General features: G+C 61.6%; 23 protein-coding genes. 12 read left to right on the forward strand and 11 right to left on the reverse strand.

The genetic code is table 11. From position 1 onward, the window contains the following. The first annotated feature begins 127 nt into the window (after positions 1 to 127). The 4 genes from AC25BC_RS15850 (at position 128) to xdhC (ending at position 6,040) form a co-directional block, all read left to right on the forward strand. Positions 128 to 904 (forward strand): 3-hydroxybutyrate dehydrogenase, encoded by a 777-nt coding sequence (locus AC25BC_RS15850; protein WP_012758539.1) that lies wholly within the window; start codon positions 128 to 130, stop codon positions 902 to 904. A gap of 27 nt (positions 905 to 931) precedes the next feature. After that, the gene (gene xdhA / locus AC25BC_RS15855) at positions 932 to 2,398 is read left to right on the forward strand and encodes a xanthine dehydrogenase small subunit (protein WP_012758540.1); all 1,467 of its coding nucleotides are present in this window, start codon (positions 932 to 934) and stop codon (positions 2,396 to 2,398) included. A 184-nt stretch (positions 2,399 to 2,582) separates the two neighbouring features. After that, positions 2,583 to 4,922: a xanthine dehydrogenase molybdopterin binding subunit gene (gene xdhB, locus AC25BC_RS15860; protein ID WP_128438231.1), complete on the forward strand. Its 2,340-nt coding sequence runs from the start codon at positions 2,583 to 2,585 to the stop codon at positions 4,920 to 4,922. A 302-nt stretch (positions 4,923 to 5,224) separates the two neighbouring features. Beyond that, positions 5,225 to 6,040, forward strand: a complete 816-nt coding sequence (gene xdhC / locus AC25BC_RS15865; RefSeq protein ID WP_128438232.1) for a xanthine dehydrogenase accessory protein XdhC — start codon at positions 5,225 to 5,227, stop codon at positions 6,038 to 6,040. Here the strand turns inward: xdhC and AC25BC_RS15870 are convergent. Beyond that, positions 6,016 to 6,207, reverse strand: coding sequence for a hypothetical protein (locus tag AC25BC_RS15870; RefSeq protein ID WP_012758544.1), 192 nt, complete (start codon positions 6,205 to 6,207; stop codon positions 6,016 to 6,018). The two genes, xdhC and AC25BC_RS15870, sit on opposite strands and share 25 nt — an antisense overlap. Positions 6,208 to 6,308: 101 nt before the next feature. Here AC25BC_RS15870 and AC25BC_RS15875 point away from each other — a divergent pair, with 101 nt between their 5' ends. After that, positions 6,309 to 7,205, forward strand: coding sequence for a LysR substrate-binding domain-containing protein (locus tag AC25BC_RS15875; protein WP_128438233.1), 897 nt, complete (start codon positions 6,309 to 6,311; stop codon positions 7,203 to 7,205). An 81-nt stretch (positions 7,206 to 7,286) separates the two neighbouring features. Here the strand turns inward: AC25BC_RS15875 and AC25BC_RS15880 are convergent, their stop codons facing one another. Continuing rightward, positions 7,287 to 7,619, reverse strand: a complete 333-nt coding sequence (locus AC25BC_RS15880; RefSeq protein WP_003565666.1) for a hypothetical protein — start codon at positions 7,617 to 7,619, stop codon at positions 7,287 to 7,289. A 163-nt stretch (positions 7,620 to 7,782) separates the two neighbouring features. Further along, positions 7,783 to 8,469, reverse strand: coding sequence for a Type 1 glutamine amidotransferase-like domain-containing protein (locus tag AC25BC_RS15885; protein ID WP_128438234.1), 687 nt, complete (start codon positions 8,467 to 8,469; stop codon positions 7,783 to 7,785). Positions 8,470 to 8,584: 115 nt separating this feature from the next. On the opposite strand from AC25BC_RS15885, the gene puuD reads away from it, so the two are divergent. The 6 genes from puuD to AC25BC_RS15915 all read left to right on the forward strand — a co-directional run bounded on the left by puuD (position 8,585) and on the right by AC25BC_RS15915 (position 16,088). Beyond that, the gene (gene puuD / locus AC25BC_RS15890) at positions 8,585 to 9,823 is read left to right on the forward strand and encodes a urate hydroxylase PuuD (protein WP_012758547.1); all 1,239 of its coding nucleotides are present in this window, start codon (positions 8,585 to 8,587) and stop codon (positions 9,821 to 9,823) included. Next, complete coding sequence (guaD, locus tag AC25BC_RS15895; RefSeq protein WP_017994882.1) at positions 9,820 to 11,130, forward strand: guanine deaminase; 1,311 nt, start codon at positions 9,820 to 9,822, stop codon at positions 11,128 to 11,130. Before puuD ends, guaD begins: the two co-directional genes overlap by 4 nt. 121 nt (positions 11,131 to 11,251) lie before the next feature. Beyond that, positions 11,252 to 12,394, forward strand: a complete 1,143-nt coding sequence (locus AC25BC_RS15900) for an alpha-hydroxy acid oxidase (RefSeq protein ID WP_012758549.1) — start codon at positions 11,252 to 11,254, stop codon at positions 12,392 to 12,394. A 130-nt stretch (positions 12,395 to 12,524) separates the two neighbouring features. Continuing rightward, complete coding sequence (locus AC25BC_RS15905) at positions 12,525 to 13,682, forward strand: PspA/IM30 family protein (protein WP_041935564.1); 1,158 nt, start codon at positions 12,525 to 12,527, stop codon at positions 13,680 to 13,682. A 4-nt stretch (positions 13,683 to 13,686) separates the two neighbouring features. Then, positions 13,687 to 14,334: an OB-fold-containig protein gene (locus AC25BC_RS15910; protein ID WP_012758551.1), complete on the forward strand. Its 648-nt coding sequence runs from the start codon at positions 13,687 to 13,689 to the stop codon at positions 14,332 to 14,334. Further along, positions 14,331 to 16,088: a flotillin family protein gene (locus AC25BC_RS15915; protein WP_017994884.1), complete on the forward strand. Its 1,758-nt coding sequence runs from the start codon at positions 14,331 to 14,333 to the stop codon at positions 16,086 to 16,088. The genes AC25BC_RS15910 and AC25BC_RS15915 overlap by 4 nt, the downstream gene beginning before the upstream one ends. A 134-nt stretch (positions 16,089 to 16,222) precedes the next feature. On the opposite strand, the gene AC25BC_RS15920 is transcribed toward AC25BC_RS15915, so the two are convergent. The 8 genes from AC25BC_RS15920 to AC25BC_RS15955 form a co-directional block, all read right to left on the reverse strand. Next, positions 16,223 to 16,963, reverse strand: coding sequence for a metallophosphoesterase family protein (locus tag AC25BC_RS15920; protein WP_128438235.1), 741 nt, complete (start codon positions 16,961 to 16,963; stop codon positions 16,223 to 16,225). 2 nt (positions 16,964 to 16,965) lie between these two features. Next, the gene (gene uraH / locus AC25BC_RS15925; protein WP_003541961.1) at positions 16,966 to 17,322 is read right to left on the reverse strand and encodes a hydroxyisourate hydrolase; all 357 of its coding nucleotides are present in this window, start codon (positions 17,320 to 17,322) and stop codon (positions 16,966 to 16,968) included. Further along, complete coding sequence (locus tag AC25BC_RS15930) at positions 17,319 to 17,840, reverse strand: ureidoglycolate lyase (RefSeq protein WP_206641086.1); 522 nt, start codon at positions 17,838 to 17,840, stop codon at positions 17,319 to 17,321. Before AC25BC_RS15930 ends, uraH begins: the two co-directional genes overlap by 4 nt. After that, positions 17,824 to 18,186, reverse strand: a complete 363-nt coding sequence (locus AC25BC_RS15935; RefSeq protein ID WP_113548394.1) for a HepT-like ribonuclease domain-containing protein — start codon at positions 18,184 to 18,186, stop codon at positions 17,824 to 17,826. Before AC25BC_RS15935 ends, AC25BC_RS15930 begins: the two co-directional genes overlap by 17 nt. Further along, positions 18,183 to 18,683, reverse strand: coding sequence for a 2-oxo-4-hydroxy-4-carboxy-5-ureidoimidazoline decarboxylase (gene uraD, locus AC25BC_RS15940; RefSeq protein ID WP_113548393.1), 501 nt, complete (start codon positions 18,681 to 18,683; stop codon positions 18,183 to 18,185). Before uraD ends, AC25BC_RS15935 begins: the two co-directional genes overlap by 4 nt. Then, positions 18,683 to 19,606, reverse strand: a complete 924-nt coding sequence (gene puuE / locus AC25BC_RS15945) for an allantoinase PuuE (protein ID WP_012758556.1) — start codon at positions 19,604 to 19,606, stop codon at positions 18,683 to 18,685. The genes uraD and puuE overlap by 1 nt, the downstream gene beginning before the upstream one ends. 115 nt (positions 19,607 to 19,721) lie before the next feature. Then, positions 19,722 to 20,429 carry a DUF1045 domain-containing protein gene (locus AC25BC_RS15950; RefSeq protein ID WP_113548392.1) on the reverse strand — a complete coding sequence of 236 codons (708 nt, stop codon included), beginning with the start codon at positions 20,427 to 20,429 and terminating at the stop codon, positions 19,722 to 19,724. A 114-nt stretch (positions 20,430 to 20,543) separates the two neighbouring features. Further along, positions 20,544 to 21,722 (reverse strand): NAD(P)/FAD-dependent oxidoreductase, encoded by a 1,179-nt coding sequence (locus AC25BC_RS15955; RefSeq protein ID WP_113548391.1) that lies wholly within the window; start codon positions 21,720 to 21,722, stop codon positions 20,544 to 20,546. On the opposite strand from AC25BC_RS15955, the gene mnmC2 reads away from it, so the two are divergent. Continuing rightward, complete coding sequence (mnmC2, locus tag AC25BC_RS15960; protein WP_113548390.1) at positions 21,721 to 22,437, forward strand: tRNA (5-methylaminomethyl-2-thiouridine)(34)-methyltransferase MnmC2; 717 nt, start codon at positions 21,721 to 21,723, stop codon at positions 22,435 to 22,437. The genes AC25BC_RS15955 and mnmC2 overlap by 2 nt on opposite strands. Positions 22,438 to 22,502: the final 65 nt, after the last annotated feature.

Genomic DNA, 22,502 nt, shown 5'->3' on the forward strand with positions numbered 1-22,502 from the left:
AAGCAAATCAATAGGACACGGATGCGGGCGAGAAAAGCGAATAAAGCGGAATTGCCAGCCCGCCGGCTTTGGGCATAACTTCGCAGCCAACGCTGCAACGCAGCATCGCGATTTCAGGGAGAACAGCATGAGCAGAACAGTCGTCGTCACCGGTTCCACCAGCGGCATCGGCCTTGCGATCGCCACTGCCTTCGCCGAAACGGGCGACAACATCGTCATCAACGGTTTCGGAAAGGCAGATGAAATCAAGGCGATCGTCGAACGACTTGAATCAATGTCCAAAGGCCGGGCGCTATATCATCCGGCCGACATGACGAAGCCCGCCGAGATCGCCGACCTGATCGAAACGGCCGCCAAGACCTTCGGCGGCGTCGATGTCCTGGTCAACAATGCCGGTATCCAGCATGTCGAGAAGATCGAGGATTTCCCGATCGAGAAATGGGATCAGATCATTGCGATCAATCTGTCGAGCTCCTTTCATACCATGCGCGCCGCGATCCCGCTGATGAAGGCGAAGAAGTACGGTCGCATCATCAACATCGCCTCGGCCCACGGGCTCGTCGCCTCCCCCTTCAAATCCGCCTATGTCGCGGCCAAACATGGTATATTAGGCCTGACGAAGACGGCAGCGCTGGAGCTCGCCGAATTCGGCGTGACCGTGAACGCCATCTGCCCCGGCTACGTGCTGACACCGCTCGTCGAGAAGCAGATACCTGATACCGCCAAGGCGCGCGGCATGACCGAGGAACAAGTAAAGAGCGAGGTCATCCTCAAGGCGCAGCCGACGCATGAATTCGTCAAGGCCGAGGAAATCGGCGCACTATCACTCTATCTCGCGAGCGACGCGGCCCGGCAGGTGACCGGAACGCACATCTCGATTGACGGTGGCTGGACAGCGGCTTAACCATTTGGAAAAACAACCGGGAATATCATGAACGACAGCATCCGCTTCATTCTGAATGGCGAGGACATCGCGCTCACCGATGTCGGGCCAACCGAGACGCTTCTCGATTTTTTGCGGTTGAAGCGACGCCTGACGGGTACCAAGGAAGGATGCGCGGAAGGCGATTGCGGCGCCTGCACCGTACTCGTCGGCCGGCTGGCGGACGGCAAACTCGCCTATGAATCCGTCAATGCCTGCATCCGTTTCATGGGCTCGCTGCACGCCACCCATGTGGTAACGGTCGAGCATCTGGCCGGCAGGGACGGCGCGTTGCATCCGGTGCAGCAGGCACTGGTCGATTGCCACGGCTCGCAATGCGGCTTCTGCACCCCTGGTTTCGTCATGTCTCTTTACGGTCTCTGGCTCGCCAAGGAAAAGCCGAGCCGCCAAGAAATCGAAAAGGCACTGCAGGGCAATCTCTGTCGCTGCACGGGCTACGAGCCGATCGTCAAGGCCGCCGAGCAGGTGAGCCTGATGCGGCCGAGCACACTCTTCGACCCGCTGGAACGGACGCGTTCTGAAATCGTCTCGCGGCTTTGGGCAATGCTGGCGAGCGGCACGATCAGGATTGCGAATGGCGAAGACCGGCTGATCGTGCCGGCTTCGATGCAGGCACTGGCCGAGGTCCTTTCGCAGGAATCCGACGCGATCATCGTCGCCGGCGCGACGGATGTCGGCCTTTGGGTGACGAAGCAGATGCGCAGGCTGAGCCCGGTGGTCTTCATCAACCACCTCAGCGAACTGCAGTCGGTCAGAGAAGACGAAGACGGCGTCACTATCGGCGCCGGCGTCAGCTACACCAGGGCCTTCGAAGCAATCTCAAAGAAAATCCCGGCGCTCGGCCGGTTGATCGATCGCGTCGGCGGCGAGCAGGTGCGCAACATGGGCACGATTGGCGGCAACATCGCCAACGGCTCGCCGATCGGCGACAGCCCGCCGCCGCTGATCGCGCTCGGCGCGACGCTGACGCTGCGGTCCCTGCAAGGCCAGCGCAGAATGCCGCTCGAGGATTTCTTCATCGCCTATGGCAAGCAGGATCGGAAGCCCGGCGAATTCGTCGAGAGCGTCTTCGTGCCCTACCCGGCAGCAACCAATCGCTTTGCCGCGTACAAGATCACCAAGCGCCGCGACGAGGACATCACCGCCGTCCTCGGCGCCTTCCTGCTGACGCTCGACGCGGCCGAGATGATCACCGACATCCGCATCGCCTTCGGCGGCATGGCGGCGACGCCGAAACGCGCCCGCATCGTGGAGGCAGCACTGATCGGCAAACCATGGACGGAAGCGACGATCGAGGCAGCCCGGTCCGCATTCGACGCCGACTACCAACCGCTGACCGACTGGCGCGCCACGGCGGAATACCGCCAGCTGACGGCGAAGAACCTGTTGACGCGGTTCTATCTTGAGACGGTTGGAGCGCCGGCGGAACTGAAGCGATTCGAGGAGGTGGCGTGATGAAGATAATACATGTCAGCGCAAGCCACCCCCCTCATCCGGCTGCCGCCACCTTCTCCCCGCTGGGGAGAAGCGACTGCCGCGCCGTCTCTTTTCCCCCTTCTCTCCTCGGGGAGAAGGTGCCCGAAGGGCGGATGAGGGGGCCGCGCGGCACCACACATCCTCGCGAAGGAGGACACCGCTAATGGACAAATCCACCTTCGAAGACCGCAAGGCCATCATCGCGGGGCCGATGCACGGCTCGCTGCAGCATGATTCAGCACATAAGCATGTCACCGGAACCGCCGATTATATCGACGATATTCCCGAACCCGCAGGTCTGCTGCATGGCGCCCTCGGCCTCTCCGACCGGGCGCATGCCGAAATCCTCAGCATCGACCTTTCCGCGGTCGCCGCCTATCCCGGCGTGGTCTGGGTCTTCATCGGCAAGGACGTGCCCGGCGTCAACGACGTCAGCTCCAACGGCAGCCATGACGAGCCGCTGCTGGCCGAAACTTTAGTTCAATTCCACGGCCAGCCGATCTTTGCCGTCATCGCCGAGACGCGTGATGCCGCCCGCCGCGCCGCACGGCTGGCAAAGATCGACTATCGTGACCTGCCGCATTGGAGCGATATCGACGGCGCGCTCGCCAATGGCAGCCCGCTCGTCATCACTCCGATGACGCTGAGGCGCGGCGAGCCTGACACGGAAATGGCCAAAGCCGCCATGCGTCTGAAAGGTCAGATGCGCATCGGTGGACAGGAACATTTCTACCTCGAAGGCCATATCGCGGTGGCGATCCCCGGTGAGGATGACGAGGTCACCGTTTGGTCTTCGACGCAGCATCCGAGCGAGATCCAGCACATCGTCGGCCACGTTCTCGATATTCCTTCGAACGCCGTGACCGTCAATGTGCGCCGCATGGGCGGCGGCTTCGGCGGCAAGGAGACGCAGGGCAACCAGTTCGCGGCCCTTGCGGCGATCGCCGCCAAGAAGCTCGGCCGCGCGATCAAATTCCGTCCAGACCGCGACGAAGACATGAGTGCAACCGGCAAGCGCCATGATTTCCTCGTCGATTACGAGCTCGGCTTCGACGCCGAAGGCCGCATCCATGCGGTCCACGCCACTTATGCGGCGCGCTGCGGTTTCGCCTCCGACCTCTCGGGACCGGTGACCGACCGTGCGCTCTTCCATGCAGATTCCAGCTATTTCTATCCGCATGTGCATCTGAATTCGAAGCCGCTGAAGACGCACACCGTCTCCAACACCGCCTTCCGCGGTTTCGGCGGGCCGCAGGGCATGCTCGGCGCCGAACGCTTCATCGAGGAGATCGCTTATGCCGTCGGCAAGGACCCGCTGGATGTCCGCAAGCTGAATTTCTACGGCCAGCCGGGTTCGGAGCGCACACTCACCCCCTACCATCAGGAGGTTGAGGACAATATCATCGCCCGCATCGTCGAGGAGCTGGAGGAAACGACCGAATACCGGGCGCGGCGCAACGCCATCATCGCCTTTAACCGCGACAGTCGCTACATCAGAAAAGGCATCGCGCTGACGCCGGTCAAATTCGGCATCTCCTTCACCATGACAGCCTTCAACCAGGCCGGCGCCCTCGTCCACATCTACCAGGACGGCTCGATCCACCTGAACCACGGCGGCACCGAAATGGGCCAGGGCCTCTATACCAAGGTGGCGCAAGTGCTGGCCGACAGTTTCCAGGTCGATATCGACAGGGTGAAGATCACGGCGACGACCACCGCCAAAGTGCCGAATACCTCGGCCACCGCGGCGTCCTCCGGCTCGGACCTCAACGGCATGGCCGCCTATGACGCTGCCCGACAGATCAAGGAACGGCTGGTAGCCTTCGCCGCCGAGAAATGGGATGTTGAGGCCGTCGATGTCGTCTTCCTGCCGAACCGCGTGCGCGTCGGCGAGATCGAAATCCCCTTCCCCGATTTCATCAAGCAGGCCTATTTCGCCCGCGTCCAGCTTTCCGCCGCCGGCTTCTACAAGACGCCGAAGATCCACTGGGACCGCAAGGCCGGCCGCGGCACACCCTTCTATTATTTCGCCTACGGCGCCTCCTGCACCGAGGTTTCGATCGACACGCTAACGGGCGAATATCTGATCGACCGCACCGACATCCTCCACGATGTCGGCCGCTCGCTGAATCCGGCGATCGATATGGGCCAGGTCGAAGGCGCCTTCGTGCAGGGACTGGGCTGGCTGACGACGGAAGAACTCTGGTGGGACGACAAGGGCCGGCTGCGCACCCATGCCCCCTCGACCTACAAAATCCCGCTCGCCTCCGACCGTCCGAAGATCTTCAACGTGCGCCTTGCCGAATGGTCCGAGAACACTGAGGCCACCATCGGCCGCTCCAAGGCCGTCGGCGAACCACCCTTGATGCTGGCGATCTCGGTGCTGGAAGCGCTGTCGATGGCGGTGGCAAGCGTCGCCAACTACAAGGTCTGCCCGAGGCTCGACACCCCGGCGACGCCGGAGCGGGTGCTGATGGCAGTCGAGCGGATGAAGCGGGTGTAGGAGATGGAAACGCGTCCGGCTCATTTGTTGCCCCCGACGGTTGATCGGGACGGGCAGAGAGCTTGGAGTGAGCGATACCCCCCTCTGTCCTGCCGGACATCTCCCCCACAAGGGGGGAGATCAGCAAGACGGAACGCTCTGCGCTTCGCTACCCTTCCGCTACATCACCAAAGTCCGACTCTACGCGACGACTTCTTTGTTCCGGGAAGCCGCCGCCTCATACTGATCTCCCCCCTTGTGGGGGAGATGTCCGGCAGGACAGAGGGGGGTGACACACGCCTGAACCCATCGGTCAGCCACCCATGACCGACATCCACCCCTTCCTCGCCACCCACCCAGACTGCATCCTCGTCGACATCACTGGCACACAAGGTTCCACCCCACGCGAGGCCGGTACCTTCATGCTGGTATCGCAAACCGCATTGTGGGGCACGATCGGCGGCGGCCAGTTCGAGTTCATGGCGATCGCGAATGCGCGGGACATGTTGGCGGGAACCGGCGGGGTGGCGGAGATGGATATCCCGCTCGGGCCCGATATTGGCCAGTGCTGCGGTGGGCGCACGCAATTGCGGTTTCGCCGGGTGACGCAGGCGCTAGCTGACGAAATAGGAGCCAGGCTAACCAGTGAGATCGAGTGTCTGCCCGAGGTCTATCTTTTCGGTGCCGGCCATGTCGGCCGGGCGCTGGCAACAGCCCTCGCGCCGCTGCCGCTGTCGGTGACGGTCGTCGAGACGCGGCAGGAGGAACTCGCCAACCTGCCTCCCGAGACGAAGACGCGGCTCGTGCCGATGCCGGAAGCACTGGTGAAGGCTATTCCGGCCGGCGGCGTGGTCGTCATCCTGACGCACGACCACGCGCTGGATTTCCTCATCGCCCGCGAAGCGCTGGAAAGAACGGATCTCGCTTATACCGGCATGATCGGCTCGGCGACCAAGCGCGCCACCTTCGCCAGCTGGCTTTCCCGCGAAGGCGGCGGAGAACGCGGCTGGATGGAGCGGCTGACGCTGCCGATCGGCGGCGCGGCGGTCAGGGACAAACGCCCTGAAGTGATCGCCGTCATGACCGCCGCCGAGATCCTGACGGCGCTTGGCGCCTACCGCATGCGCTCGTCTTCGTAATAGGGATCGCGCCCGTCGAGGAAACCGAGATCGCGCTTGACGCGATCGGGCGCCGTATCGAGATCGAGGCTGGGCATGCGCCAGATCCGCGCCAGCCGGCCGCCGATGCGCCGGAAAATTCCGATGGTCGGCTGCGGCGGGCTCTGTTCGATAGCATAGCAATCCATGACATCACCTCGATGGTTTGATGGTATGAGTTGCAGCTTGCGGCAAAAAATGCTGCAATTCCAATCGAACGACCGTCTGCCTGCATCAAGAGAACTTATCCATGAAACTGTCGAAACAATTCCCGCTGAATGCGTTGCGCGTCTTCGAGACCGCTGCCCGGCTTGGAAGTTTCACCAAGGCAGGCAACGAGCTCGGCATGACGCAGACCGCCGTCAGCTATCAGATCAAACTGCTGGAGGAGAATGTCGGCGAGCCGCTCTTCCTGCGTCGTCCGCGCCAGATCGCACTGACAGACACCGGCGAGCGGCTGGCGCCGAAGGTAACCGAAGCTTTCGCCATGCTGCACGACGCGATGGCGACGGCGCGCGACAGCGTCGAAGGCACGCTCGCCATCAGTTCGACCCATACCTTCGCCTCGAAGTGGCTGGCGCCGCGCCTTGGCTCCTTCCACTTGAAACATCCGGCGATCGCTGTGCGGTTTCAGGCGAGTTCGGATATTATCGACTTCGGCCGCGAGCAGATCGATGTCGGCATCCGCTGGGGCGACGGCAACTGGCCGGGGCTGGCGCTGCACCGGCTGATGGGCCTGGAATTCACGCCGATGCTGAGCCCGAAGCTAGCGGAGACGGCAGGCGGCATCAAAGAACCGCGAGATCTCCTGAAGTTCGATCTCTTCGACGCCGGCGACATCTGGTGGAAACAATGGTTCGAGGCAGCCGGCATCACGGAGACGGATCTCGATCGGCGCCCGCGCAACCAGCTCGGCTCCCAGGCGGTGGAAGCCGATGCGGCGATCGCCGGCCATGGCGTCGCCATTCTGCATCCGGCCTTCTATGCGGCTGAGATCGCGCTCGGCCGGCTCTATCAGCCCTTCGAACTGACCCGCAGCGACGGCAAGGCCTACTGGCTCGTCTACCCCGAAAACCGTCGCAACGTGCCCAAGATCAAGGCCTTCCGCAACTGGATCCTCGAGGAGATGATGGCAGCCGGCAATTGATGCATGTCGCCTAAAACTATTTTTCGGACAACGACATGCCAAACCCGGTTCGTGAGCCGGGTCCGGTCCTGTGGTCCGCCCTCAATATCCCATCTCCGGCGCATAAAAACACCGCGGCGTGTCCTCGTTTGGGAACAGACAGAGATGGTAGTCATTGTCGCCGGATTGCATCGCCTTCGTCATCGGCAGCAGGAAGACATGAGCATGCGTGACCAGCCGGTGGTCGCCCGGCAGCAGCGTCACACGATATCCGCCCGGCGTCACCGCCACGCTTTTTGAAGGGATCATCTGGCAATCGCCATTATGACTGTCGCCGTTGCAACAATAGGGGTCATAACTCCACCCCGAAGGTGCGTCGTGAGCCGTCGCCAACGACGCATACGCAATCATCACACACGTCAGAATGCTGCGCATGGGCATCTTCTCCGTCGATGAATGCGCCGCCGATGATCTAACGGTTCTTATTTTATTCCGGCGGCCCGCAAAATAACTGTAATCGAGTCGTCGTAGTTCAAGGCCTGCTGAATTAGCAGATCAAGTATAAGGCAGGGATAATACACAGCCTTCTCGGCAGCTTTTAGGCACGCGACAGCAGATCGGCGATGCGGCTGCGATCGGCAGCTTCGGCAAAACCGCCGGAAATCGTCAGCGGAGCGCCGAAGATCTCGACGAGTCCGTTGCCGAGGATGAGACCTTCGCCGTCCCGGCACGCGAGAATGGGTCTTGCCGTCGTCTCGCTGTAGCGCAGCAGCGCGGAGAGATAGCCGGGATCGTCGTTCAGATGCGGGAAGAATTCGAAGGGCAGGAGATCAAGAGCCGCGCCATCCTGCACCGCATCAGGCGAACCGCCGGAAAAGAGCGCATCGATGGCGATTGTCGGCGTCATCAAAATCGCCCCGGCGCTGGTTCCGATGAGAATGCCATCGTCCAGTGCCCATGAGCGCAACTTGTCCAGCATGCCGCTTTGTCGCAGCCTTCTCAGAAAATCGCCGGTATGACCGCCGGAAAGATGGATGGCGTCGCAGGAAAGCAGCCGGTTGATCTCCTCGTCGCCGGAGAGTGTGTCGAGATCGACGAAAGGATCGAGAAGAAGCCCGTACGTCATGTAATAACGCCGCTTCTCATCGAAAAACCCCCGCTGCGGGTCCGGACCGGACGTGATATAGCCGACGCGGTTCCCACGCGAGAGGATGAGCGCGGCAAGCCGGCGGTCCATCGGCGCGTTTTCGGCGATGACTTGATCGCTGTAGAGCGCGGTGATCATTCCATTGCTCCTTTGGCCGCGCCGGTCGTTGCGCGTGTGCAGTCGTTCAATCTCCTCTTCCCTCCCCGCCAAAATTTCCGCAATGTCGCGAGTCGGAGGAAGATAGGGGAACTCGATGTATGAATATGCCATAGCATGGGAATGGCTCGCCTTCGCGGCGCGTTGGTTCCATGTCATTACCGCGATCGCCTGGATCGGATCGTCCTTCTATTTCATCGCGCTCGATCTCGGACTGGTGAAACGCCCGCATCTACCGCCCGGCGCCTATGGCGAGGAATGGCAGGTCCATGGCGGCGGCTTCTATCATATCCAGAAATATCTGGTGGCGCCCGCCCAGATGCCGGAGCACCTGACCTGGTTCAAATACGAGAGCTATTTCACCTGGATTTCCGGCTTCCTGATGCTGTGCATCGTCTATTACGGCGGCGCCGACCTCTTCCTGATCGATCGGCATGTGCTGGATATCAGCCCGCCCGTCGCAATCCTGATCTCGCTAGGGTCGCTTGCCCTCGGCTGGGTCGTCTACGATCTGCTCTGCAAGTCGCCGCTTGGGCGGAATACCTGGGGGCTGATGGCGGTGCTCTATGTCGTGCTCGTCTTCATGGCCTGGGGCTATACGCAGCTTTTCACCGGCCGCGCCGCCTTCCTGCATCTCGGCGCCTTCACCGCGACAATCATGTCGGCCAACGTCTTCATGATCATCATTCCGAACCAGAAGATCGTCGTCGCCGACCTCATCGCCGGACGGGTTCCCGATCCCAAATATGGGCAGGTCGCCAAGCAGCGTTCGCTGCATAACAACTACCTGACGCTGCCCGTCATCTTCTTCATGCTGTCGAACCATTATCCGCTCTCCTTCGGTACGCAGTTCAACTGGGTGATCGCGGCTCTGGTCTTTCTGATGGGCGTCACCATCCGCCACTGGTTCAACACGACGCATGCCAGGAAAGGCCGGCCGACCTGGACCTGGATCGTCACCGTCATTCTCTTCATCCTGATCATCTGGCTTTCGACCGTGCCGAAGCTGCTGACCGGCGAAACGGATGCGGCAGCCGTCGCGCCCGCCTTCCAGCAATTCGCCGGCGATCCGCATTTCCCCGCCGTCAAGCAACTGGTCTCGACGCGCTGTTCCATGTGCCACGCGGCCGAGCCGGTCTATGAGGGTATCGCGCGGCCGCCCAAGGGCGTGATGCTCGAAAACGACGCGGAAATCGCCGCCCATGCCCGCGAGATCTATATACAGGCGGGCCGCAGCCATGCCATGCCGCCCGGCAACATCACCGATATCACGCCGGACGAGCGCAAGCTGCTGGTCGCCTGGTTCGAGAGCGCAGTCGAAGGCAAGCAACAATGACGACGACACTCCTGCGCGGCCGCCTGCTTTCCTTCCATCGCGCGCCGCTGAGCCTCGCCGACAGCCAAAGCTATCTTTACGAAGAGGATGGCGGCCTGCTGGTCGAAGATGGGCTGATCGCGGCGGTCGGCCCCTATGCCGACGTCAAGGCAAAAGCATCCGCGGACACGGCCGAGATCGACCACCGCCCGCATCTGATCATGCCGGGCTTCATCGACATGCACCTGCATTTTCCGCAGATGCAGGTGATTGCCTCCTACGCCGCCAACCTGCTCGAATGGCTGAATACATATACCTTTCCCGAGGAGTGCCGTTTCGTCGAAAGCGCCCATGCTGAAAGGATCGCCACGCATTTCTATGACGAACTGATCCGCCACGGCACGACGACGGCGGTCGCCTATTGCTCCGTGCACAAGACCTCGGCCGACGCCTTCTTTGCCGAGGCGCTGAGGCGCAACATGCGCATGGTCGGCGGCAAGGTGATGATGGACCGCAATGCCCCGCAGGGCCTGCTCGACACGCCCGAGATGGGCTATGACGAGACCCGCCAGGTGATATCGGACTGGCACTGCAAGGGCCGCAACCACGTCGCCATCACTCCGCGCTTCGCCATCACCTCGACACCGGCGCAGATGGAAGCGACATCAGCGCTTGCCCGTGAATTTCCTGACCTGCACATCCAGACGCATCTTTCGGAAAACCACGACGAGATCAAATTCACTTGCGAGCTCTATCCCGACGCGCTCGACTATACCGACATCTACGCCCACTACGGCCTGCTCGGGCCGAAAAGCCTCTTCGGCCACGCCATCCACCTGTCCGAGCGCGAAGCCGATGCCATGAGCGAGGCGGGCGCCGTCGCCGTCCACTGCCCGACCTCGAACCTTTTCCTCGGCTCCGGCCTGTTTCCACTGAAGGCGCTGGCGCGGCGGGAAAAGCCTGTTCGCATCGGGGTAGCGACCGATATCGGCGGCGGTTCCAGCTATTCGATGCTGCGGACGATGGACGAAGCCTACAAAATCCAGCAGTTGCTCGGCGAACGGCTGAACCCGCTGGAAAGCTATTACCTGATGACGCGTGGCAATGCCGAAGCCCTGTCGCTGGCGGACCGGATCGGCACACTGGAACCCGGCACCGAGGCCGATCTCGTCGTTCTCGATGCAACAGCGACACCGGCCATGGCGCTGAAGATGGAAGTGGTGAAGACGCTGTCCGAAGAACTCTTCCTGCTGCAGACGATGGGCGACGACCGGGCGATCGCCGAGACCTATGTGGCCGGCATTGCGTTGAAGAAGGAGCTTCAATGACACGCCCTGTTACTCTCGAATTCGGACCGTGAAAGCAGCCCGGCACGGCCAGTTTCCCGTAACGCTCCTGCCAAATTCATGTTATGGCCGATGGCCGCATTCAGATGTGAAGGTTCGATTCATGGCCGCTCCGCTCACCATCGCTGACCTGAAAAAACTCGCACGGCGCCGTGTGCCGAAGATGTTTTTCGACTATGCGGATTCGGGTGCCTGGACGGAATCGACCTATGCAGCCAACGAGAGCGATTTCAGCCAGATCAAGCTGCGCCAGCGAGTGATGGTCGACATGACCAACCGCACACTGGCGACGACGATGATCGGCCAGAAAGTGTCGATGCCGGTGGCGCTGGCGCCAACCGGCCTGACCGGCATGCAACATGCCGATGGCGAGATGCTGGCGGCACGCGCCGCCGAGGAGTTCGGCGTTCCCTTCACGCTTTCGACGATGAGCATCTGCTCGATCGAGGACGTGGCGTCAGCGACGACGCGCCCCTTCTGGTTCCAACTCTACGTGATGAGGGACAAGGATTTCGTCGTCAACCTCATCAACCGCGCCAAGGCCGCCGGATGCTCGGCACTGGTGTTGACCGCCGATCTGCAGATCCTCGGCCAGCGGCATAAGGATCTGCGCAACGGCCTGTCGGCGCCGCCGAAATTCACCCCGAAACACGTCTGGCAGATGGCGACCCGGCCCTTCTGGTGCCTGGACATGCTGCAGACCAAGCGCCGCAACTTCGGCAATATCGTTGGCCATGCGAAAAATGTCACCAATATCGCCTCGCTCTCCGCATGGACGCACGAGCAGTTCGATCCGCGGCTGTCCTGGGCGGATGTCGCCTGGATCAAGGAACAATGGGGCGGCCCGCTGATCATCAAGGGCATACTCGATCCGGAGGATGCGAAGGCAGCCGCCGACACCGGCGCCGATGCGATCGTCGTCTCCAATCATGGCGGGCGCCAGCTTGACGGCGCCCCCTCCTCGATCAGCATGCTGCCGAAGATCGTCGATGCCGTCGGCGACCGTATCGAGATCCATCTCGACGGCGGCATCCGCTCCGGCCAGGACGTGCTGAAGGCCGTGGCACTCGGCGCCAAAGGTACCTATATCGGCCGCCCCTTCCTTTATGGTCTCGGCGCCATGGGCAAGGAAGGCGTATCGCTGGCACTCGGCATCATCCGCAAGGAGATGGACATCACCATGGCGCTCTGCGGCAAGCGCGACATCAACGATGTGAATTCTTCAATCATCGACGGCCGGCAATAAAGCTGCCAATAGCGACGTATGTAGCAACGGCTCCCCAAATATCTCGATACTGGACGCTGCCTCAGTCCTTCTAACCGCACGTTAAGCTTAGGTTGTATTTTTAGCGCGACCTCTTGAAAGCACAAAAGCGGTGCTTTATGTTTTACCCATGGCTACCACAGGCAAGACACCGCATCCATCGCTGCTGCGCTACACGCTGACACCTGACGACAGTGCCCGGCAGGCGCTGGACGACACCATTGCCGCCTATCTCAGGATGATCGAAATCCTGACCGGCCTCGTCTCCGACAGGACCGGCGCAAATCTCGTCGTGCTGCATGACCTTGCCTATGAAACCGTCCGCGACCAGACGGGCCTGCCGGCAAGGTTGGTCACGCTCGGCCTTCGCGATTTCGCCGCCAATCGCGGCGTCACCGCCGATCCGCTGCATCTGCCGCTCGACGACAAGCTCTTCGCCATCAAAGGTCCCTCGGACTTGACGATCGCCACGGTGCACGGACGTGTTGCCGTGCCCTTCGATGTCGCGGGTTATTCACGGGGATGGGAGAGTATTTTTCCAGCCTATCTCGTTGCAGGCCAGGATCGCTACGAGATTCACATTGGCGTTACGCCGAATTCCGCTCGGATGGAGGAAAACATGACGAACGAAGGCATTCTCTCACGCATGGGCCGTCTGATCGCGGGCATCGCGAATGCGGCGATCGACAAGGCGGAAGGTGTCAACAAGATTGCCGTCATCGAACAGGCGATCCGCGAGATCGACGCAGCGGCGGATGAGGCCCGCACCGATCTCGGCAAGGCGCGTGCGGAGGAATACCGCATCCAGAGCCGCAAAGACGAAATCGTCGAAGACCTGAACGCGCTCGACCAAAAGATCCGCATCGCCGTCTCGTCTCAGCGGGATGACCTGGCAAAGGCCGGCGTTGCCCGCCAGATCGATCTCGAATCCCAGATCGCAGCGCTCGATAAGGCACTGGCCGATGCTAGGGAACAGGTGGACGAAGGCCAGAAAGCCTTGCAGGCCGTGCTCGCCACGCGCCGCGAGGCGGACGCCCGCCTTGCTGATTTCAAACGCAGTCTCGCACGGCATCCCGAACAGGCAGCGGCCGGTCACAGCCAGCCCGCACCGGGTGCAGATGCTGCGCGCGCTGCTGCGGCGGTCTCGCGGCTGACCGGAGTTCCCGCTGGCGAGCATGGCCACAGTTCCGAATTGGACGAACTCGACCGGCTGCACCGCGAACAGGCAATCGAAGCCCGGCTCGCACGCTTCAAGGCGGATAACCAATAACACGATGGCACTCCTTTTCGCCCCTGAATGTGCGCCCTTCGCCATCGCCGCAGCGATCCTTGTCGGCCTGACCGCGATCGAGATGCTCGCGATGGTCATGGGTTTTTCGATGACGGAATTCCTAGGAAAGCCAGAGGTTCATGGCCATGACGGCATTCTGGCTTATCTCTCCTGGCTCAATCTCGGCGGTGTTCCGCTACTGATTCTCATGATGCTGACGCTCGGCTTCTTCGCGATGACGGGCTTTGCGTTGCAGGCCGTCGCCAACGCCTTCTGGGCGCCGCTGCCAAGCTTGATAGCCGTCATACCTGCCGCGCTCGCAACCATCCCCATGGTCAGGGCGTCGAGCAGAACCGTGGCGCGGATCGTACCGCACGACGAAACCTATGCGGTCGATCTCGACGCCTTGCTCGGCCGGACAGCCGAGGTGTCGATCGGCCCGCTCGATCAGGGATTGCCGGGCCGCGTCCGCGTCAAGGATCAGCATGGAAACTGGCATGTGCTTCGAGCCCGAGCCGCCAAGGGCGAAGGTCCACTCGCGATCGGCGCTTTGGTTCTTCTCGTCGATCACAAGGCAAATGTGTTTATCGCCATTCCCGCGCCGGTCGACCCCACCGATGCGGACAATCAATCTTTGAGGGAGCAGCAATGATGTACGACGTTATTCTACCAGCCGGCATTGGGATTGTTCTGATCTTCGGCATCGGTTTTGTCCTCGCCTCTCTTTACACGCGCTCCAGCCGCGATGAGGCCTATGTGCGCACCGGTCTCGGCGGCCAGAAGGTCGTGCTCGACGGCGGTTCGGTCGTTCTGCCGATCTTCCATTCGACCGCCCGGGTCAACCTGAAGACGCTGCGGCTCGAGGTTCGCCGCGGTGAAGGCGATGCACTGATCACCAAGGACCGCATGCGCGTCGATATCGGCGCCGAGTTCTATGTGCGCGTGAAACCCGATGCCTCCTCGATTGCGCTTGCAGCTCAGACACTCGGCAACCGCACCAACGACGCCGAGGCTCTCCGCATCCTGATCGAGGCGAAATTCGTCGACGGCCTTCGCTCGGTGGCCGCGACGATGAATCTCGACGCGCTGCAGGAACAGCGCATGGATTTCGTCAAGGCCGTGCAGGAAGCTGTCGGCGCCGATCTCCAGTCGAACGGCCTCGAACTCGAATCCGTGTCGCTGACACGCCTCGACCAGACCGATATCAAGCATTTCAACGCCAACAACTTCTTCGACGCGCAAGGCCTTGCGGCATTGACCCGCATCACCGAGGGACGCAAGAAGGAGCGGAACGAGATCGTTCGCGACACCGAAGTCGCCATCGCCCAGAAGGATCTCGAGGCCCGCCAGCAATCGCTGACCATCGAGCGGACCAAGCGGGAAGCCGAACTCAGCCAGGAACGGGACATCGCCAACAAATCCGCGGCGACACGCGCCGAAACCGCGCAGCAGGAGCAGGCCGCAAAACGCGCCGAGGAGGAAGCCCGCATCGCTTCCGAACAGGCGATCGCCGAACGCGAGGCATCTGCCAAACAGGCTCGCGAAAGCGCCAACATCGACGCCGCCCGCGCCGTCCAGCAACGCGAAACCGAAGCCAAGCGCGACCTCCAGATCGTGGCACAGGAAAGCTCCATCGCCGTTGCCAACAAGAGCCGTGAAGAATCCGAGGCGAAGGCGGCTGCGGAAACGGCCCGCGCGCTGGCGATAGCGGCGGAGGAAAAAGTCGGCACCGCCAAGGCGATCGAGATTGCCGAACGCGAAAAGCAGATTGCCGTCATCGACGCACGCAAGAAAGCCGAGACGGAAGCGACCGCCGTCACCGTCGGCGCCGAAGCCGAAAAACAGGCGGCAAGCGACCAGGCCGAGGCCATCAAGACGCTCGCGACCGCCGAGGCGGATGCGGCGATCATCAAGGCCAAGGGCATTCTCGAAACCGGCAAGGCCGCGGCCGAGAGCGAGGCATTGCTCAACGACGCGCGCAACAAGTTGAGCTCTGCTATCATCGAGTTCGAGATCACCCGCGAACGGATCCGCATCATTCCGCAGGCGCTCGCCGAAGCGGTCAAGCCGATCGAGAAGATCTCCGACATCAGGATATTCGATACCGGCGGCATGCTCGGCCGCGGAAACGGAGCGACCGGCGGAAACGGCATCGGGCTCGGCGAAGGACTGGCCAGCCAGCTCCTCTCCTATCAGGCGAATAAACCGATCCTCGACAAATTGCTGAAGGAAGCCGGCTTCGAAGGTGACGATGCCATCTCATCCCTTCTTGGAAATCTCGATGGCGCAAAACCGGCAAGACCGGCAACGCCCGCCGCAGCCCCGGCAAGGCCGACAACACCGACCGCAACTCCGACACAAACGATCATTCCTCCGGCGCCGAAGCCGGGACCAAAGAAGGACTGACCGCCGCGCAAGCGGGTCTGGACTGGAACAGGATGATTTTAGGCCGGTCCGGCCCAAAATCCAAATCCTGTTCTAAATTAAATAGTTAGAGCACGATGTCGCCCGAAAACCGCACACACTTTCGGCATCGTGCTCTATCTCACCCAACCCGTTGCCAGCGCGCCTGCCCAGTCGGCACGGCCCCTTTCGGCGGCCAGTGCCGACATCGCTACCTGGTCATAGGCGACGGTTCGGAACTGCCATGTCCATCCGGCTGCCGTCTTTTCCAGAATGGCGTAGCTCGCCAGCGGATGGCCAGCCTCCACCTTGTGGTAATAAGGCAGTTCGTCGTCATAGGCCGGGCAGCCGACGCTGCCCGGATTGACGATCAGGCGGCCATCGGAGAGGCGCACAGCGCGGGGAATGTGGCTGTGGCCACAGAGGATCAGCGGCAGGTCAGTGCCTTCGGCCAGCGCCTCGATCGCTCCGATCGACTTCAGGAAGACGACGCCCTCCGGCGACACCGATTCCAGCCAGTAGAGATTGTCGTCCTTCGGCGTTGCGTGGCAGAGATAGACCTCGCCGCGATAGACGGTATCGAACGGCAGGCTTCGGATCCAACTAAGATGAGACGGCGACAATTGACTGTAGGCGGCCGCATCCGAAATATGCATCGCCGCCGGGTCCTGTTCGATCAGGTAGCGGTCGTGATTGCCGCGAACCGAGGTCAGGCCGAGCGACATCAGAAGATCTGCTGTCCGGCCGGCCTCCAGTGGCCCACTGAAGAAATCGCCGAGATTGACGATCTCCTCGATCCCCTGTGCGCGAATATCAGCAAGCACCGCCTCGAGCGCCAGATGGTTGCCGTGAATGTCGGCGATCGCTGCAAAACGCATCTCTAGCTCCCTCGGTAGGTAGAATAGCCATAGGGCGAAATCAGTAACGGCACATGGTAATGCGCCGTGACGTCGGCAATGCCGAAGCGGATCGGCACGAGATCGAGGAAAGCGGGATGCGGCAGCGGCGTGCCGCTGGCCCTCAGATAATCGCCGGCATGGAAGACCAGTTCATAGGTGCCGGCCCGAAAATTTTCGCCAATGAGGATGGGGCCGCCGTCGACCCGGCCGTCGGCATTGGTCTCCACCGTCTTCAGATGCCTGCGAATCTCGCCGTCGAGCTGGAAAAGATCGATCCTCAAACCTTCGGCCGGCTTGCCGAGAGCGGTATCGAGAACATGCGTGGTCAGTCCGGTCATGGGGCTGGCTCTCTGATGATATAAGGGGTTTCGAAGAAGTATTCTTCCAGATTATTGCCCGGCCCATCACGGTCGACGACCAGGAAATCTGAGGCTTGGCCGAGCGCCATCAACGGATGATGCCAGACGTTGCGGCGATAGTTCACGCCCTGATCGCCGCGCGCCAGAAACACTTGCGGCCTGCCCGGGCGACCGTTCTCATCCTCGGAGACGACGACGAGAAAAGGACGGCCCGAGACCGGCGAGAAACTCTGGGTGCCGAGCGGATGGCGCTCCATCATCGCGACGTCATAAGGAAAGCTTCGTGGCTGGCCGCGAAAGAGGTTGATGATGACGCGTGCGCCTTCGCCCGTCGCCTCAGTGGCGGCCAGCGCATGAAACCGCTCCGTCGTACCGCCATTGATGAACCGCATCGAGGCGGGATCGGCTTCGATCACCTCCCCGAAGGGAGCAAAGGCGGATCTCGTAAGCGGACGGATGTCGAGATGTGGAGGCAATCGCTTACTCACCTTCGGCATGCCAGTGACGGATGGCATCGATCGCAGAAAGAAGTTCCGGCAGCGTGCGATAGGTCGCCTCCCAGATGTCGGAAGGATCAAGATCGAAGATGCCGTCGAGGATACGGTTGCCCGTGCCGCAGATTTTCGTCCACGGCAGATCGGGATGCTCGCTCGCAAATTCTGGATGAGTCACGAGCAGACGGGACGCCGCGGCACCGATGGTGAAGTGGCAAAAGGTGACCGCCTTGAAAGTGAGCTTGTCCCCGGCAAACGCCGCCCCATCCATTCCGCCGACGAAAGACAGCGCTTCGGATGCAGCCTCATACATCTCATTGAGATAGTCGATCGCGCGCCGCTCGTTCATTCAGCCTCCGGCAGCATCGACGTCAGACGCAGCAGCGCGATCCGCTCGACTTGCGCCGTCGCGGCCGCAAATTCTTCGTCCTTGCCATTGCTGATCCGTGTTTCGAAAGCCGCCAAGATGTCGTCCTTACCGAGCCCCTTGACGGCAATGATGAAGGGAAAGCCGAATTTTTCGACATAGGCCGAATTGAGTTCGGTGAAGCGGGCATGTTCGGCCGCGCTCAGGCGGTCGAGACCGGCGCCGGACTGCTCCTTCCGGCTGTCTTCAGTGAGTTCGCCTGCTATCGCGAGGCGCCCGGCAAGGTCAGGATGGGCGCTGAGCACGCCGAGACGCTCCTGCGGGCTTGCCACCCGAAAGACAGCGGTTAGCGACGCATGCACACCGGCCGCCGTCAGCGGCTCCGTCACGTGGCCGGCGTCATAGGCGCGCTCGGCGATGAAAGGCGAATGTTCAAAGACGCCGCCGAAGCGGGAGACAAAATCCTCTCGCGACATCATCAGAGCGCTTCCGGCTGATGGTGCTTGTGCCAGTGCTCGGCGATCTCGATACGGCGCGGAATCCAGACCTTGTCGTGCTTCAGGACATATTCGATGAAGCGCTTCAGCGCCGCCGCCCGGCCGGGACGTCCAACGAGCCGGCAATGCAAACCGACCGACATCATCTTCGGGCTGCCCGCCTTGCCTTCCTCATAAAGCGTATCGAAGGCATCCTTCAAATAGGTGAAGAACTGATCGCCGGCATTGAAGCCCTGCGGCGTCGCAAAACGCATATCGTTGGTTTCGAGCGTATAGGGGATGATCAGGAAGGGTTTCCCGTCGACGCCTTTCACCCAGTAAGGCAGGTCATCGGCATAGGAATCGGAGGAATAGAGAAAGCCACCCTCCTCCTGCACCAGCCGAAGCGTATTGTCGGAAGGCTTGCCCTGATACATGCCGTAGGGCCGCTCGCCGGTAAGCTCGGTGTGCAGGCGCACGGCTTCGAGGATATGCTTGCGCTCCAATTCTTCTGGAAAATCCTTGTATTCCAGCCAGCGGTAGCCGTGGCTGGCGATCTCCCAGCCGGCCTCCTTCATCGCAGCGACGGCCTCGGGGTTGCGGGCCATCGCCAGCGTCACGCCGTAGACGGTGGCCTGCACCTTTAGATCGGTGAACATTCGCCAGAGCCGCCAGAAGCCGGCACGCGAACCATACTCGTAGATCGATTCCATGTTGAGGTTGCGCTGCCCTGGCCAGGCGGCCGCACCGACGATCTCCGACAGTAGGTTTTCGGAAGCCGGGTCGCCGTCGAGGATCGAGCTTTCGCCGCCTTCCTCGTAATTGATAACGAACTGCACGGCGACGCGTGCCTCGTCCGGCCATTTCGGATCGGGCGTCAGACGCCCGTAACCAACGAGATTGCGCGGATAAGTCTCGGATACCATCAAATCACCTTCTGAAAAGACGGGGAACGGTAGCATCCGCAGCCGGAATGTCGAGACGGAAACTGCTCAGCCGGATTTTGCCTTTACGATACAAGCGTTTAGCTCACCAGCAGATTCAAGCGATTTTGCGCGCGCTGACCTTGCCCATCGGATGCAGCGAATGAACGCGGAAAGGACCGCCAGTGCCCTCTTCGATCATCAGCGCCACGTTCGAAACCGTAACAGGTTCGCAGAGGACAGGCTCGAAGATCGTCCGCAACGCTGGCTCGATGCGCGGCATGTCGATCGCGTTGACGGGGCCTGTCACCGGCATATGGAAGCGGAACTCCTCCATCACATAGGGATTGCCCCAGCGATGCAGATTGGAAAATTGTGTCGCCGACAGCCCGTCCGGATCGCTGCGTTCGATCTCGGCCTCGCTGAGCGGTGCGCGAAAACGATCGAATTCCTGCACGATCGCCGAGGCGAGATACTGGATCTGCTCGCAGGGAGCGCTCGGGAGCAGGCTGTAGAAATTGCCGAGCCGGGCGACTTCGATACGCGGAATTTGGAAGGGAACGAAGGTCCCGGAAAAACGCATCAGATCGCGCAGGAGTTGCGATTCGGCCATGTCGTGGGACAGATGAAAGGGCGCCTTCAAAATACCGTGAAAGCCGTAGCGGCGAGGCACGGCGGTATGGAAGGCGATCTCGTGAATGCCGAGACCACGAACGGCCGGAGGCTCCATCATATCGCCCGAAAACACGTTTCGGCCAAGCCAATTGGCGGCCACGAGCGACAACGAGTCGCCCGCCGGAGGCGTGAAGCAAATGGCATAGCGCATGCAATTTCCTCCATCAAGGAAGTGAGCGCCGTTTTGATCCGGCGCTGTCGATGCGCAAGCAGATAGGTGATTTGCATGACAGAATAACGAAACGTAGCGGCGCCTAATTCACGTTTAACGTGAAGCCGCCGCAATATGGCTTGAAATTGCGAAGCTTTCCGGCAGCAAAAATCCGCAGTCTGTATCGCCTGCGATACATATCGCCGCCTCTGCCAGCCGGTGGGCCAGGCCGAAGCTGACCTTGAAGCCGCCGGTCAGCGCGATCAGGCGCCGGTGGTCGGGATGGCGGCCGATCATTGGATCACGGTCGATCGCCTTCGGGCGAAGCCCGGCCCAGCGCTCGACAACGGGAGCGTCGCGAAGCATCGGCACGATACCGCGCGCCGCCTCGATCAGCGCGTCGAGCTGGACGTCGGTGGATGTAGGATGGTCAAAACGGTTCTCACTGGTGCTGCCGATTGCCACATGCCCGCCTTCATGCGCGACGACATAGAGCCCGTCCAGGAAGATCGTCGGCAGCGCCGGGTCGATATCGGCGTTCAACAGTGCCGCCTGCCCCTTGACCGGCTGGCCGAGCGGCTGTTTCAGCCCCGGCGTCAGTCCCTGCAACAGCGGAAAGGACTGATGGCCGGCAGCCAGGATGCAGTGACTGAAAACAATGGTTTCGCCCTCGATTTCGGCCGTACCGCGATCGGGATCGAGGCCGGCAACCGTCGCATGCTCCAGGATACGAACATGCTTTGCCCGCCGCAGGAAGGCGATAAGCGCTGCGATCAGCAAACGCGGCGCAACGCGGGCGGCGAGCGTGTCGTGCACGAAGCCGCTCTCACCGGCAGACGCTTCGATCCAGCCGTCGATCGGCGGCCTGTCGAGGACATGCCAGTGGAAGCGGCGGTCGCCCACCCACCAATGCTGTTCAGCGTCCTCGAAACGGCCGCGCGCTATTGTGTTGAGATGCGGCTTCGGCAGCGGGATCAGCCGTCCGGACCTGCTATAACCGGCGGAAAGCCCGGTCTCGAATTCGAGCGCGGCGATCTCGGCTTCGAGCGAGACCAGCGCATCGAACTGGAACTGCTTCTTCTCCGACCACTGGTCCGGCATGTGTGGCATCAGCGCGCCGAGCACGCCGCCGCTTGCACCTTCGCCCAACCTGCCGGCGTCGGCAATAACGGCACGGATGCCCCGGCGCTCGGCATGGACGGCCGCCCAGAGTCCCATGATACCGCCGCCGACGATCAGCAATTCTGAGGACGATTGACCTGAGACCGGCTGAGGATTATCGGCTTTTTCCATGACAGACGTGAACCCCGATCAGATTGGCGCGGGCGCGCCGCAGCCGCTCGAATGGCGCGACGGCGATATGCCCTATTCCACCGCCTTTGGCGATCATTTTTATTGCCAGACCGATGGGCGGTTGGAATGCGGCCATGTTTTTCTCGCCGGCAATGGCCTGCCAGAGCGCTGGAACGGGCGGCAGAGATTCCGGATCGGAGAACTCGGCTTCGGCACCGGTCTGAACTTCGCTGAGACCTGGCGGCAATGGAAGCTCCACCGTGCAGACGGCCAGCAGCTACATTTTACCTCCTTCGAACTGCACCCGATGCGCGGTGAAGAAATCGGCCGGGCGCTATCGCACTGGCCGGAGATCGACGCCGAACGTCAGGTGCTGACGGCGGCCTGGCCGGAAATACCGGCCGGTATCGTGCGCCTCGATCTCGATGCCCAGACGACGCTCAGCGTCGTATGCGGCTATGCCTTGGACGGCGTCGCGGCAGCCGAAGACGACTTCGACGCCTGGTATCTCGACGGCTTCGCCCCGTCGCGCAATAGCGATATGTGGTCGCAGGAACTGATGCGGCTCGTCTGTGAGAAAAGCGCAGCCGGCGGCACTTTCGCCACCTATGCAGCGGCCGGCTTCGTGCGCCGCAATCTCATCGCCGCGGGCTTCGCCGTCGAGCGCCGCAAGGGCTTTGCTGGCAAGCGCGAAATGCTCTGCGGCGTCAAGTAATCTCGGCAAGTACGATCGATTCAAGCGGCTGCATTGCTAACAGTTATCACCTCGTGCGATAATCG

Source organism: Rhizobium sp. WSM409, assembly GCF_057653825.1.